Origin of the sequence: Dactylosporangium maewongense (assembly GCF_039531485.1) — a bacterium.
Taxonomy (GTDB): domain Bacteria; phylum Actinomycetota; class Actinomycetes; order Mycobacteriales; family Micromonosporaceae; genus Dactylosporangium; species Dactylosporangium maewongense.
In genome coordinates, this window is the sequence record NZ_BAAAQD010000011.1 from 80,173 (window position 1) to 93,312 (window position 13,140).

The 13,140-nt window shown below is 73.6% G+C and carries 15 protein-coding genes; 7 read left to right on the plus strand and 8 right to left on the minus strand.

Annotated elements, in window-relative coordinates:
• Positions 1-6: 6 nt before the first annotated feature.
• On the minus strand, positions 7-1,218 hold the full coding sequence (locus ABD332_RS26730; RefSeq protein ID WP_344504879.1) for an acetyl-CoA C-acetyltransferase: 1,212 nt from the start codon (positions 1,216-1,218) through the stop codon (positions 7-9).
• Between the two features lie 72 nt (positions 1,219-1,290).
• Between ABD332_RS26730 and ABD332_RS26735 the strand changes: the two genes are divergently transcribed.
• Positions 1,291-1,908 carry a hypothetical protein gene (locus ABD332_RS26735; protein ID WP_344504880.1) on the plus strand — a complete coding sequence of 206 codons (618 nt, stop codon included), beginning with the start codon at positions 1,291-1,293 and terminating at the stop codon, positions 1,906-1,908.
• On the opposite strand, the gene ABD332_RS26740 is transcribed toward ABD332_RS26735, so the two are convergent.
• A complete protein-coding gene (locus ABD332_RS26740) occupies positions 1,896-2,996 on the minus strand; it encodes a CaiB/BaiF CoA transferase family protein (RefSeq protein ID WP_344504881.1) in 1,101 nt (366 codons plus the stop codon). The genes ABD332_RS26735 and ABD332_RS26740 overlap by 13 nt on opposite strands.
• A gap of 83 nt (positions 2,997-3,079) precedes the next feature.
• Between ABD332_RS26740 and ABD332_RS26745 the strand changes: the two genes are divergently transcribed.
• Positions 3,080-4,240, plus strand: a complete 1,161-nt coding sequence (locus tag ABD332_RS26745) for a serine hydrolase domain-containing protein (RefSeq protein WP_344504882.1) — start codon at positions 3,080-3,082, stop codon at positions 4,238-4,240.
• Positions 4,241-4,252: 12 nt separating this feature from the next.
• On the opposite strand, the gene ABD332_RS26750 is transcribed toward ABD332_RS26745, so the two are convergent.
• Complete coding sequence (locus ABD332_RS26750) at positions 4,253-4,792, minus strand: TetR/AcrR family transcriptional regulator (protein WP_344504883.1); 540 nt, start codon at positions 4,790-4,792, stop codon at positions 4,253-4,255.
• Between the two features lie 69 nt (positions 4,793-4,861).
• Here ABD332_RS26750 and ABD332_RS26755 point away from each other — a divergent pair, with 69 nt between their 5' ends.
• A complete protein-coding gene (locus ABD332_RS26755; RefSeq protein ID WP_344504884.1) occupies positions 4,862-5,299 on the plus strand; it encodes a nuclear transport factor 2 family protein in 438 nt (145 codons plus the stop codon).
• Between the two features lie 69 nt (positions 5,300-5,368).
• Here ABD332_RS26755 and ABD332_RS26760 read toward each other — a convergent pair whose 3' ends face one another.
• Positions 5,369-5,860 carry a nuclear transport factor 2 family protein gene (locus ABD332_RS26760; RefSeq protein WP_344504885.1) on the minus strand — a complete coding sequence of 164 codons (492 nt, stop codon included), beginning with the start codon at positions 5,858-5,860 and terminating at the stop codon, positions 5,369-5,371.
• Positions 5,861-5,966: 106 nt separating this feature from the next.
• Here ABD332_RS26760 and ABD332_RS26765 point away from each other — a divergent pair, with 106 nt between their 5' ends.
• Positions 5,967-6,524 carry a hypothetical protein gene (locus tag ABD332_RS26765; RefSeq protein ID WP_344504886.1) on the plus strand — a complete coding sequence of 186 codons (558 nt, stop codon included), beginning with the start codon at positions 5,967-5,969 and terminating at the stop codon, positions 6,522-6,524.
• 35 nt (positions 6,525-6,559) lie between these two features.
• On the opposite strand, the gene ABD332_RS26770 is transcribed toward ABD332_RS26765, so the two are convergent.
• Genes ABD332_RS26770 through ABD332_RS26780 form a run of 3 tightly spaced genes read right to left on the minus strand, consistent with a single transcriptional unit; the run spans position 6,560 to position 9,639 of the window.
• Positions 6,560-7,078, minus strand: a complete 519-nt coding sequence (locus ABD332_RS26770) for a DUF6882 domain-containing protein (RefSeq protein WP_344504887.1) — start codon at positions 7,076-7,078, stop codon at positions 6,560-6,562.
• A gap of 47 nt (positions 7,079-7,125) precedes the next feature.
• A complete protein-coding gene (locus ABD332_RS26775) occupies positions 7,126-8,061 on the minus strand; it encodes a ketopantoate reductase family protein (RefSeq protein ID WP_344504888.1) in 936 nt (311 codons plus the stop codon).
• Positions 8,062-8,115: 54 nt separating this feature from the next.
• The gene (locus ABD332_RS26780; protein WP_344504889.1) at positions 8,116-9,639 is read right to left on the minus strand and encodes a cation:proton antiporter; all 1,524 of its coding nucleotides are present in this window, start codon (positions 9,637-9,639) and stop codon (positions 8,116-8,118) included.
• 58 nt (positions 9,640-9,697) lie between these two features.
• On the opposite strand from ABD332_RS26780, the gene ABD332_RS26785 reads away from it, so the two are divergent.
• Entirely contained in the window at positions 9,698-10,291 is a 594-nt protein-coding gene (locus ABD332_RS26785; protein ID WP_344504890.1) for a TetR/AcrR family transcriptional regulator, read from the plus strand.
• On the opposite strand, the gene ABD332_RS26790 is transcribed toward ABD332_RS26785, so the two are convergent.
• The gene (locus ABD332_RS26790) at positions 10,283-11,242 is read right to left on the minus strand and encodes a hypothetical protein (RefSeq protein ID WP_344504891.1); all 960 of its coding nucleotides are present in this window, start codon (positions 11,240-11,242) and stop codon (positions 10,283-10,285) included. The two genes, ABD332_RS26785 and ABD332_RS26790, sit on opposite strands and share 9 nt — an antisense overlap.
• 78 nt (positions 11,243-11,320) lie before the next feature.
• Here ABD332_RS26790 and ABD332_RS26795 point away from each other — a divergent pair, with 78 nt between their 5' ends.
• Positions 11,321-12,211 carry an aminoglycoside phosphotransferase family protein gene (locus ABD332_RS26795; protein ID WP_344504892.1) on the plus strand — a complete coding sequence of 297 codons (891 nt, stop codon included), beginning with the start codon at positions 11,321-11,323 and terminating at the stop codon, positions 12,209-12,211.
• Positions 12,208-13,095 (plus strand): hypothetical protein, encoded by an 888-nt coding sequence (locus tag ABD332_RS26800; protein WP_344504893.1) that lies wholly within the window; start codon positions 12,208-12,210, stop codon positions 13,093-13,095. Before ABD332_RS26795 ends, ABD332_RS26800 begins: the two co-directional genes overlap by 4 nt.
• Positions 13,096-13,140 lie beyond the last annotated feature (45 nt).

Genomic DNA, 13,140 nt, shown 5'->3' on the forward strand with positions numbered 1-13,140 from the left:
CGCCCTTCAGATTCGCTCGACGATGGTGGCGATGCCCATGCCGCCGCCGATGCACAGCGTGGCCAGGCCGTACCGCAGGCTGCGGCGTTCGAGCTCGTCGACGAGCGTGCCGAGCAGCATGCCGCCGGTCGCGCCGAGCGGGTGACCCATCGCGATGGCGCCACCGTTGACGTTGACCTTCTCCAGGTCGAAGTCCATGTCCTTGGCGAAGCGCAGTACAACCGCTGCGAACGCCTCGTTCATCTCCACGAGGTCGATGTCGGCGGCGGTCAGGCCCGCCTTCGCGAGGGCCTTGCGGGTCGCGGGCGCGGGACCGGTGAGCATGATGGTCGGGTCGGCGCCGCTGACCGCGGCGGCGACGATCCTCGCCCGCGGGGTGAGGCCGGCCCGCGCCCCGGCGGCCTCGCTGCCGACCATGACGAGCGACGCGCCGTCGACGATGCCGGAGGAGTTGCCGGCGGTGTGCACGTGCTCGATCCGCTCGACCCAGTGGTACCGCTGCAACGCCACCGCGTCGAAGCCGCCCATCTCACCGATCATCGCGAACGACGCCGGCAGCTGCCCGAGTCCTTCGAGGGTGGAGGCGCGCAGGTGCTCGTCCCGGTCGAGGACGACGAGGCCGTTGCGGTCCCGGACGGGCACGACGGACCGGTTGAAGTACCCGCCGGCCCACGCCTTCGCCGCGCGGGTCTGCGACTCCAGGGCGTACGCGTCGACGTCCTCGCGGCTGAAGCCCTCGATCGTGGCGATCAGGTCGGCGCCGATGCCCTGCGGCACGAACCGCGTCTCGTAGTTCGTCTCCGGGTCCATCGCCCAGGCGCCGCCGTCGGAGCCCATCGGCACCCGCGACATCGACTCGACGCCGCCGGCGAGGACGAGGTCCTCCCAGCCGGAGCGGACCTTCTGCGCGGCGACGTTCACGGCTTCCAGCCCCGACGCGCAGAACCGGTTCAGCTGCACGCCGGCGACGGTGTCCGGCAGGCCGGCGGCGATCGCGGCGGTCTTGGCGATGTCGGACCCCTGGTCCGCGATCGGGGAGACGACGCCGAGGACGACGTCGTCGATGTCGGCCGGGTCGAGCCCGGGATACCGGCGGCGCAGCTCGTCGATCAGCCCGACGACCAGCGACACGGGCTTCACCCCGTGCAGCGAGCCGTTCTGTTTGCCACGCCCGCGCGGGGTGCGGACAGCGTCGTAAACGAAAGCCTCAGTGCTCACCTACCCGAGAGTAACTTGCCCTCGACCGGCACGGTACCCCGCCGTCTCGCATCGTCCTGCGAGAATGTCCACATGGGCCGTAGGACCGCTGTCGTCATGCTCGGTGTCGCCGCCGGAGCCGTCGTGGTCACGGTCGCCGCGGCGGTGGCCGCGCACGCCAGGTACGTCGCGTTCGAGCCGCTCGCGCACCCGTTCCTCACGGGGTTTCTCGCCGCGATGGTGGCGATCGTCGCGGTGCTCGGGCTCATGCCGGAGAGCGCCCGGCGGCTGCTCACCCAGACGGGCATCGGCCTGCTCGGTCTCGCCGTCGGCGCCGCCGGGCTCGTGTCCGTGGCCACGGAGGAGTACGACCCGCACGCGCCCGCGGTCGTCGCGTCGGGCCCGGACGTGCGGGTCGTCGCGTGGGAGCAGGACGTGATCGTGCGGCAGGAGCGGACGCTGCGGCTGCGGTCGCGTGACGGGCTGCTCAGCCGCGACGGCACCTCGACCGTCGCCTGCTTCGTCCACGATCCGTACGCCGGGCACGGGCTGGACGCGTGGACGTTCGCCTCCGCCGCGGTCGTCGGGAACAGCCTCGTCGCGAAGACCGTCGACGGGCAGGAGTGGCGGGTCGAGTTCGACCCGGCGACGCTGCGGCCGACGACCCCGGTCATCGACCGCTGCACCGGGGCGCCCGGCTACTCGTCCTGAAGACCCCAGTCCTTCAAGACCTCCGCGGTGTGCTGGCCGGGCAGCGGCGGCGGGCCGGTCAGGGTCGCGGGGGTGGTGGAGAACCGGGGCTGCGGCACCGGCTGCACGACGCCGAGGTGGTCGGCGAACGTGCCCCGCGCCCGCAGGTGCGGGTCCTGCGGCGCCTCGTGCAGCGACAGTACGGGGGTGACGCAGCCGTCGCCGTCGTGGAACAGCGCGGACCACTCGTCGCGGGTCTTCGTCAGGAACGCCGCGGCGAGCCGCTCCCGCAGCACCGGCCACTGCGCGACGTCCAGCTGGTCCGGCAGATCCGTCAGGCCGAGGGTGGCGACGAGCGTGGCGTAGAACTGCGGCTCGAACGCGCCCACCGCCACGTGACGGCCGTCGGCGGTCTCGTACACGTCGTAGAACGGCGCCCCCGTGTCGATCATGTTGACGCCGCGGCGGTCCTGCCACAGGCCGACGGCCAGCATGCTGTGCAGCATCGTGGTGATGTGCGCGGCGCCGTCGGTGATCGCCGCGTCGACGACCTGCCCCCGGCCGGTCCGCTCCGCGTCCCGCAGCGCGGCGAGGACGCCGACGACGAGGTACATCGCGCCGGCGCCGAAGTCGCCGAGGAGGTTCACCGGCACCTGCGGCGGCCCACCGGCCCGGCCGATCGCGTGCAGCGCCCCCGACAGCGCCAGGTACGTGATGTCGTGCCCGGCCGTCGTGGCCCGTGGCCCGTCCTGTCCCCAGCCGGTCATCCGCCCGTACACGAGCGCCGGGTTCACGGCGTGGACCTGCTCCGGCCCGACACCGAGCCGCTCCGCGACCCCCGGCCGCCAGCCTTCGACCAGTACATGAGCCCGCTGCGCCAACGCGAGCACGGTCGCGACCCCGTCGGGGTCCTTCAGGTCGACGGCGACGGACCGCTTGCCCCGGTTGAGCAGGTCGGTCGCCGCCGGCGGCGCGATCGGCGAGCCCGGCCCGACCCGATCGACCCGCACCACGTCCGCGCCGAGATCCGCCAGCATCATCCCCGCGAACGGCCCCGGCCCGATCCCGGCCAGCTCGACCACCCGCACACCCCGCAACGGTCCACTCATGACACGTATCTTGCCCGCCGCCCCGGAGACGCCGCCCTCGAAGCGCCGCCCCCGACGCGCCGACGGCGTGTAGCGTGCGGTGCGTGACCGCCAGACTGCGAGCGCTCCTGCAGCATGAGGTCGACACCGGGTTCGTGCCGGGCATGGTCGCTCTCGTCGCGCGTCGCGGGGAGGTCCACGTCGAAGCCGTGGGCAACCTCGCGTTCGACGGTGCCGGCGCCGGTACGCCGATGGCCGCCGACACGATCTGCCGCATGGGGTCCACGTCGAAACCGGTCGTCGCGGCGTGCGCGATGACGCTCGTCGACGACGGCACCCTCGGCCTCGACGACCCGGTCGACAGGCTGCTGCCTGAGCTGGCGGACATGACCGTCCTCGCCGATCCCGCCGGACCCCTCGACGACGTCGTCGCGGCGGACCGGCCGATCACGCTGCGGCACCTGCTCACGTACACGCTGGGCACCGGCATGGTCCCCGCCGAGCCGGGCACGGTGCCGATCGCCGACGCCCTCGCCGCGGTCGGTGAGCTGCCTCCGGACGCGTGGCTGCGCCAGCTCGGCGCGCTGCCGCTGCCGCACCAGCCGGGTGAGCGGTGGATGTACGACACGGCCGCCAACGTGACCGGGGTCCTCATCGCCCGCGCGACCGGCAGGACCTTCGGGGAGGCGCTCCGCGAACGGATCTGCGGTCCGCTCGGGATGCGCGACACCGGCTTCGTCGTCGAGCCGGGCAGCCTCGACCGGCTCGCCACCGCGTACGAACGCGACAACGACACCAACGGCGCACCTGTCGTCGAGGACCGCCCCGACGGGCGGTGGAGCCGGCCGCAGGTGTTCGAGAGCGGCGGCGGCGGGCTCGTCTCCACCGCCCTCGACTACCTCACGTTCGCCTCGATGCTGCGCGGCGGCGGCACCCTCAACGGCGAGCGGGTGCTGTCCGAGGCGTCGGTGGCGCTGATGACGACCGATCACCTGACGCCGCAGCAGAAGACGGTCTCCGGGTTCTGGTCCGGGTACTTCGACGACATGGGCTGGGGGTTCGGGATGGCGGTCGTGACCCGCCGCACCCGGCCCGGCCCGTCGCCCGGCAGCTACGGCTGGCCCGGCTTCTACGGCACCGTCTGGTACACCGACCCCGCCGAGGACACGACGACCGTCGTCATGATGCAGCGCGCCCACTCCGGCGACCAGCGGCTCCCGCTGTGGGCCGGGCTGTGGGCGGCGGCCTACGACGCGACCGGCTGACCTCGCCGCCGATCAGTGCGGCGGGCGCAGGCCGGCGGTGACAACGGCGAGGAGCCGTTGGGCGCGGCCCGGGTCGTCGCTGTCGTGCATGCCGGTGAAAAGCCCCTTCAGCAGCGCGAACAGGTCTTCGACGGTGATGTGGGCGCGGACCGCTCCGGCCGTCTGCGCCCGGTGCAGCAGGACCCCGACCGCCTCGTGCAGCTCCGCGACGACTGGGCCGGGGACGGTCATCGCCTCGGACGCGTCCCGCTTGGCGGCGCCCTCACCCCCGAGCCGGGACAGCATCGCGAAGAACGCCGCGCCGGCGTCGGGGTCGCCCGCCCGGTCGCGCGCCTCGGCGACGAGCCCGGCGACCCGGTCGGCGATAACCGCCTGGAACAGCGCCTCCTTGGTCGGGAAGTGGCGGTAGACGGTGCCGGGGCCGACGCCGGCGCGGGCGGCGATCTCGTCGAGGGGCACCGCGAACCCGGCCTCGGCGAACGCGTCGCGGGCCGCGAGCAGGATGCGGTCGCGGTTGCGCCGGGCGTCGGCGCGCAGGGGTTGCTCAGCCATTGCTAACCGGGGCCACCGTTCCGTATCGTCTAACCGGGGTCATCGTTCCGATTCTAGGTGGAGGCAGACATGGTGAGAACGCCACGCGAGGTGGCCGAGGAGGTCCGGCGAATGGTCGCGGGTGAGGGCGGGCCCTTCGCCGACCTGTTCGCCGCCGACGGCGTCCTGGAGTACCCGTTCGCGCTGCCAGGCCAGCCCCGCGAGCTGCGGGGTCGCGACGCGATCCGCGCGTACCACGGCGGCGCCGCGGCGTCCCGCGGCCTGTTCGAGATGGACGGCGTCGACGCGGTCGTGCACGAGACCACCGACCCGGAAGTCGTCGTCGCGCAGATCGAGCACCACGGGCGGTCCGCGGTGACCGGCGGGCCGTACCGGTTCCGCGCCCTCGGCGTCATGCGCGTCCGGGCCGGCGAGATCGTGTTGTACCAGGACTACATGGATCCGATCGCCACCGCCCGCCTCCTCGGCCGGTCCGCCGACCTCGCTGCCGCCCTCACCGGCAGTTAGTACCGTGGAGCCCGGTTTGGCGATGCCGTCCTGTCGGCTAGCTCGTCCTCGACTGGCTCCGGGGCTTGGCTACCCGTTGAAGATCGCAGCGGGGTCGCCGGTGTACCAGACGTTCGCGATCCGCATCCGGTGCACGACCCAGCGGCCGCCGTCGCGGACCAGCTCCACGTCGTAGAGGTTCTTCAGCAGCGCGAACGTCCCGTGGTCGGCGCTCAGCAGGTGCTGCGCCTCGACGATGGCGGTGAGGTCGGCCCGGTCGCCGTCGATCCGCACGCGCGGGTTGGTGACGGTGTGGGTGGTGTCGACCCGCCCGGCAAACAGGGCAAGGATCTGCCCGACGATCGCGTCCCGGCCGGTCATGAGCGGCACGTCGGCGCCCCAGCGGGCCGCCGCCGGGCGGAAGTCCAGCTCGGCGTCTGCGGCGAACGCGGACGCGAACAGGTCGCGGTCCTTGAGGTCCTGGCCGAGCCCGAACCGGTACAGCGCGTCGACGATCTCGGTGCGGTCCCGCAGCGCTTCGACGCCGGTCGTGGTCAGGGCCTGGATGTCAGTCACATACATGCCGTCCACGCTGCCGTCCGCCCCGCGCGTGATCAACGCCGAACTCCGCCGCGACCGTGAAGCCCAGCTTGACGATCATGGGTGGCCGTCGTGTACAACTCCGTCCGTGATCGAGCGGACGACGAACGAGGCCAGGGCAGCCCTGCAACGTATGGCGTTGCTGACGGCGTCGGAGGGCCGGCGCGAGATGACGCCGCAGGACCTCGCTGCGGCGCTCGCCGGATCTCCGGGCAACACCGCTGGCCTGTGGCCGCCCGCCCAGGCTGACGCCGGAGCGTCGGCCGCGACCGGCGTGGCGTTCGACCAGGCGGCGAAGCTGGTCATGGAGCAGGCGTTTCACGTCGCGGCGCAGGAGCGGGCCGGGCACGTCGGCACCGAGCACCTGCTCGCCGCCCTGGTGCGCATCGGCCCGCCGGAGGTCGTGGCCTGGCTCGACGCCCGCGGCGCCACCGCCGACGCCGTCGACGCGCTGCTGGCAGGGCTCGCCGGCGGGCCGGGCGTCGAGCGGCTCACGGCCGAGCCGTCACGGGCGGACGAGCGCCGGTGGCGGCGGGCCACCGCGCACGCCCGCGGCGAGACGCGGATGCTGCCTGCCCTGATCGTGCCCGTCCTCCTCGTCACCACCGCGATCGTGGTGTTCGCCTGCTGCCTCTGGGGCCCGTGACGCCGCTCATCGGGTTCACGGTGCGGTGGCGCGGGTCAGGACACGTCGACGGTGAAGGTCGAGGTGGTGCCGTCGGCGGCGGTCAGCGTGACCGGGCCGAACGTGATGACCGGCACCGACGCGGTCCCGGAGGCGCGGTAGAAGCCGGTCGCCGTCGTGACCCGGACGGCGACCGTGACGAGGGTCGCCGCGCCTTCCTCGTCGACGTCGACGCGGGCCTGCGTGAACGCGGGCAGTCCGCGCTCGGCGCCCCAGTCGCGGACCTGGGCGGCGGCCACGGACAGTTCCGGCAGGATGCTTCCGTTGCCCCACGCCCATACCCACGACGACGTGGAGGCGTTGAAGCTGCCCAGGATCTGTGCCGGCGCGGACGCGGTCTTGTCCGGGAACGTCCAGGTGATGACGCCGGTGCGCTGGTCGAGGCCCCACCGGTCGGCGGTGCCGAGGCCCCACGTGACGTGTGCCTGCGCCAGCTGCTCGATCATGTCCTCGCCCTGCAACGCGAGGAGCGCCACGTCGTCGGTACCGGTGCGGCGGCGGTTGAAGATCCCCATGACGGACGAGTCTGCCCGATGCGGTCAGCGGCGGTCGACGTCGTGTGTCACGGCCGCGCAACGGCTCGCAGGTCGGCGACGATACGGGCGGTGACCGGGGTCGCGACACCGTGGCCGGCGGCGGCGCGCAGCACGGCGCCGCCGATCGCGTCGAGCTCCGTCGGCCGGCCGGCCTCCGCGTCGCGGAGCATCGAGGACTTCATGCCGGGCTGGAGGCGGTCGAACATCGCCCTGATCCCGGCCGGGTCGACGGATGCTCCGGCGGCGGCCGCGACGGCGGCGACCTCGTCGATGACCGCGTGCAGGTCCGCGCGCCGGTCGGCGAGCACGGTGCCGGCCGGCGCGGAGGCGTGCGTGGTGAGCAGCGCGAGCGGGGCGAGGAACGCGAGCTTGCCCCACAGCAGCGCCGTCTCGTCGTCGCGGACGGTCACGTCGAACCCGGCGTGCCGGAGCTCGGCGGCGAGCGCGTCGAGGCGGCCGCGGGGTGTCGCGTGCCCGGCGACGTCGATGCCGGAGAACGGGCTGGTGTGCGCGATCCGCCCGGGTGCGGTCCTGGTCGACTCGACCCGGATCGCGCCGGCGAGGACCTGCCCGGCCGGGTACCGCTGCCGCAGCACCGCCAGGTGCTCGACGCCGTTGAGCAGCGGCAGGATCAGGGCGTCGCCGAGGTCGCCGGCGGGCAGCGCGTCGAGGGCGGCGGTGAGCGCGGTGGCCTTGACGGCCAGCACGCACAGGTCGACCGGCCCGGTCAGCCGGGTGCCGGCGGTGGCGGGCACGTGGAACGACCCGAACTGCGCGCTGTCGACGGTGACACCGCCGGCGTTGAGCGCGTCCGCGGTGCCGGGCGTCGCGACGTACCGCACGGGGTTGCCGGCCCGGGTGAGCACCGCGCCCAGCAGGCCGCCGACGCCGCCGGGTCCGACGACCGCGACCCTCCACCGTGCGCCGCCAGCCGGGACGTCATCCGGATTCGTGTCGATCATCCGCCCATCATCCGCCTGCCGGCCGGCGCCGCCGTCAGCGGGCGCGCTGATCCGTCACTGGGTGTCGTGGGCGGCCTGGCGGAGGTCGACGTCGTGGATGAGGCTGCGGGCGGTGGCGTCGTCGAGCTCCTCCTTGTAGACGGCGGTGGCGAGGGCTTCGCGCTGGGCGTCGAAGTCGGGGCCGGCGGCCTCGATGATGGCGACGCCGCGGGCGTGCAGGTCGGCGTCGCGGGCGTGTTCGGCGGCGGTGTCGATGCGCAGCCGGCGGACCAGCAGCGGGATCGTCATGCCCTGGATGAGCAGGGTGCCGAGGGTGACGAGCAGCGCGATCGCCTGGATCTCGTCGCGGCCGGGGAACGGGGTGCCGTCGTGGAGGCGTTCGGGGACGGCGGCCGCGGCGGCGAGGGTGAGGATGCCGCGCATGCCGGTCCAGCCGACGATGAGCGCCTCCTTCGGGGTGGGTTCGCCGAGGACCTCGCGGGTGCGGCCGCGGCGGGCGCGCCACTGGCGGCGGCGTTCGAAGTGTTCCTGGGCGCGGGGGTCGGTGGCGACGCGGTGCTCGACGCCGCGGCGGCGCAGCCCCCACCACGCGAACGAGCCGGAGACGAACCCGAGCCGGAAGAGAATTACCGTTACCAGCAATACGGCGGCGGTGACGACGGTGCGCAGCAGCGTGTCCGACGAGGCGAGGCTCTGCACGACGAACTTCAGCTGGAGTCCGATGTACGCGAAGACGAACGTCTCGAGCAGGAAGTCGACGACGGGCCAGACGGTCGCCTCCTGCAGCCGGGAACGGTAGGCGCCCGGGTACTGGTGGCGCTTGTCGAGGGCGGTGTTCACCGACACGGAGAACGCGGCGACGACGACGGCGAGGATGCCGGAGGCGTGGACCTGTTCGGCGAGCAGGAACGCGGTGAACGGCAGCAGCAGCGACACCGACGTCTCCAGGACCGGGTCGTGCAGGCGTTTGCGCAGCCACAGGGTCGCGACGGCGAGGGCCGCGCCGACCGCCATGCCGGTGACGGCGTTGTACAGGAACAGCACGAACCCGTTGTCGAACAGGGTGTGCCCGGCGCCGGTCGCGGCGACGGCGAGGCTGAACAGGGTCAGGGCGGTCGCGTCGTTGACGAGGCTCTCGCCGGTGAGGATCGCGGTGACGCGGCGGGGCAGGCCGAGCGCCTCGCCGTGGGTGACGGTGGTGATGGTGTCCGGCGGGGCGAGGACGGCGCCGAGGACCATCGCGGCGGGCAGGCCGATCGCGGGCAGCAGCAGCGACCCGGTGTACCCGGCGACGCCGGTGGTGAGCACGACGAGCGTGACGCCGAGGGTGAAGATCGGCCGGAAGTTCGCGGAGAAGCTGGAGGCGGACGCGCCCCTGGTCGCGGAGTAGAGCAGGGGCGGCACGACGACGGCGAGGATGAGCTCGCTGTCCAGCTGCAGCCGCGGTACGCCGGGGATGAACGACGCGGCGGCGGCGAGGATGACGACGACGAGGCCGGGCTGGGCGCCGCGCCGGTGCGCGACGGCCGCGACGGTGATCCCGCCGAAGATGATCAGGAGCAGCTGCACACCGTTCACAAAGGATCACGATAGGACACCCTTGACGGAGTGAGTACTCACTCCTCAGGATGGAGGTATGACCGAACCCCGGAAACGCTCCTCGCCGATGACCCCCGACGACCGCCGCGCGATGATCGTCGCCGCCGCGCTGCCCCTCGTCGTCGAGCACGGATCCAGCGTCACCACCGCCCAGGTCGCCCGCGCCGCCGGCATCGGCGAGGGCACGATCTTCCGCGTGTTCGCCGACAAGGACGCCCTGCTCGCCGCCTGCATGGCCGAGGCGCTCCGGCACGACGACACCCTCGCCCACGTCCGCGCCATCGACCTCGACCAGCCGCTCGCCGACCGGCTCATCGAGGCGGTCGAGACGCTCCGGGCGTACATGAGCCGCATGGGCGCGGTCGCCGGCGCCGTCCGGCACCTCACCACCGGCCGCCTCGACCCGACCGCCGCCCCGGTCCGCGACCGGCGGCGCGACTCGATGACCGCGACCGTCGACGCCCTCGCGGTCCTGTTCGAACCCGAACAGGACCGGCTGCGCCGCGACCCCGAATACCTCGCCCGCATGTTCCAGCACCTCGTCATGGCCGGCGGCGACCCCGCCGACATCGTCGAGGTGTTCCTGCACGGCGCGGTCCGCGACGAGCCGTCCCCCGTACCGTCAGGCTGAAAGCTGGTCGCGCTTGACCGTCCCGGCCCGCTCCACCAGCAGGAACAGGGCGACGACACTGATCAGGGCGCCGGCGACGCAGGTGAGGAACGTGGCGGTCGCGTACCCGGCGAAGGTCTGCCCGTGCGCCGTCCACCGCTGCCCGGCGAGGATCGTCGGCATGCTCAGGAACCCGCCGGCGACCATCCCGCCGGCCCCGAGCCACGTCGCGACCAGCGGCACCGCGAACCGCCGCCGCGGCCCCCACCGGTGCACCATGACCAGCAGGCCGATCGCCGCGCACAGGAACTGCGCCGCCGTCACCGTGTCCTGCAGCCGCAGCCACGCGTCGCGACCGGCGCCCGAGCGGAGCCCGGCCGTGCCGCCGAGCACCCACGACAACCGCAGGACCGCGAGCCCGGCCGCGATGACCGCCGCGACCCACGCCAGCGGCACCTGCGCCGCGTGCGTCAACCCGCGTGGCGCCTGCCCGACGCTCCCGGCGACGACCGGCCTGAACCGGTCCCGGGCGTACAGCAGCAACGCGACCGCCAGGGCGACACCGAGGACGACGAAGCTGCCGTACACGATGACGAACGTCCACGGCCGCAGCGTCGGGTCACCGTCCGGCGGGGGCGGCGGCTCCCACCAGCCGGCGGCCTTCAACGCCGCGGCCGCCGGCATCAGCACCACGAACGGCGCGAGCAGGCCCGCCCCGACCCACATCGGCACCGCGACCAGCCACACCGGCACCCGCATCCCCCAGGGCCGGATCGCGGCGAGCGCCACCCCGACCCCGGCGACCGCGAGCCCGCCCGTGACGAGGTTGTCCACGGCCCACTCGCCGCGGGTCAGGTTCCCGAGGTCCTTGACCCCGAACGTGCCGCCGGCGACCCAGCTGCCTTTCAACGCGACGTACACGCCTGCCGCACCGACCGCCGTCCATCCCGCTACCGTCCGCCCCCGTTGCATGCCGACAGTCTCACCATCGGTGACTGTGACTTCCCTGAGGCCAGCTGAGCGGTGTCTCAGCCGCTACTGTCACCCCACATGACCCACGCCACGACCGAGATCACCGCGGACCTGGTCCTGGACCTGGTCCGCGACCAGCACCCGGACCTCGCCGACCGCCCGGTGCGGCTCGGCGCCCGCGGCTGGGACAACCAGCTGTGGCGGCTCGGCGACGACCTCGCCGTCCGGCTGCCGTGGGCGACCGGGTCCGCGGACGACCTGCTCCGCAAGGAGCACACCTGGCTGCCGTCGCTCGCCCCGCGCCTGCCGCTGCCGGTGCCCGTCCCGCAGCGGCTCGGCGAGCCGTCGTCGCTGTTCCCGCGCCCGTGGCTGATCACCACGTGGGTGCCGGGCACACCGGCCGACCTGGCGCCCGTCACCGGTTCGGCGCCGGTGCTGGCGGAGTTCCTGACGGCGCTGCACCAGCCCGCGCCGCCTGAGGCACCCGCCGGCCGGGACCGCGGCGGCCCGCTCGCCGAACGCGCGCCCGGGTTCGCGAGGGGACTCGCGTACGTCACCGAGCAGGGACTTATCGACAATCCGGAAGCCGTACAGGCGGTGTGGGACGACGCCGTCGCGGCACCGGGCTGGTCGGGGCCGCCGGTGTGGCTGCACGCCGACCTGCATCCGGCGAACGTCCTCACCGAAGGCGGCGCCCTCTGCGGCGTTGTCGACTTCGGCGACCTGTGCGCCGGCGACCCCGCGTACGACCTCGCCGCCGCCTGGCTGCTGCTGCCCGACGGCGCCGCCGACCGCTGCCTCGACGCCTACCGGCCCGACGCCGCGACCCTGCGCCGCGCCCGCGGCTGCGCTGTCCTGCGCGTCCTGTCCGGCATCATCATCGGCGACAACGGCGTCCACGGCCGTCCCGGCGGCAAACCCACCTGGGGCCCGCCCGCGTACGCCGCCCTGCGCCGCCTCACCGCATGAGCGACCTCATCCCCGACCTGATCGCCACCGACCCGGCCGGCCGACACCAGTGGCTCCTGGCCCACCGTCCCGCCGACTACCAGCCGGTGTACTGGTGGCTGTCGCTGATCGAGTCGGCCGTCGCCGACGTCCACTTCGACCAGCTGGGGCTGCCCCGGAACCGGCCACGCGCCGACGTCGCCCTGGCCGCGGCGGTGATCAGCTGGGCCCTCGAGGACGGTTACCCGGTCGAGTTCGCGGTCCGGGAGCTCGTGTACCTGCGGTCCCTCGCACCCGCGATTGCATTGCCGGCAATCCTGCACCCGGACGAGGTGGCCCGGCGGGCACTCGACGCCTTCGGGTTCAGCAGAGCCGACGCGGTCGCCGCCGCCGCGCGCCTGCGTGCCCTGCCGGTCACCGACGACGACTTCATTCAGCCGGGTGAGTCTGCGTCGGAGATGAGCCGGCGGTTCGAGGAGCTGTGCGGTACCGACGACTATCGCGACCATCACCAGCTCGTCGCCATCGAGAGGATGCTCGGCGACCTGCGCCCGATCGTCTCCGACATCACCGACACCACCCTCGCCGCGGAGGTCGCCGCGTGGCTGGACGTGCTGCCCGACCTCGACCTCACCCCGGACGCCGTCCGCGTCGCAGACCAGCTCCTCGACGAGCTCGTCGCCCTGCTGGACGCCGGCCGGCCCACCGGCGACCTGGTGGATCGGCTGCGGACCCCGGCGGCCGTGTACCAGCAGTCCCGCCTGGTCGAACTGCTCACCCGCTACACCGCCGTCGGCCACACCGCCGCCTGCGACCAGATCGCCCACGTCCTGACCGCGTGCGGCCCGGCCGCTCTACCGGCGGTGCCGCACGCACTCGACACGGGCAACGACGACCGACAATGACACGTCCGGCTGCGACTCCGTCGGTGCCCGAGCCGGACAACCCGG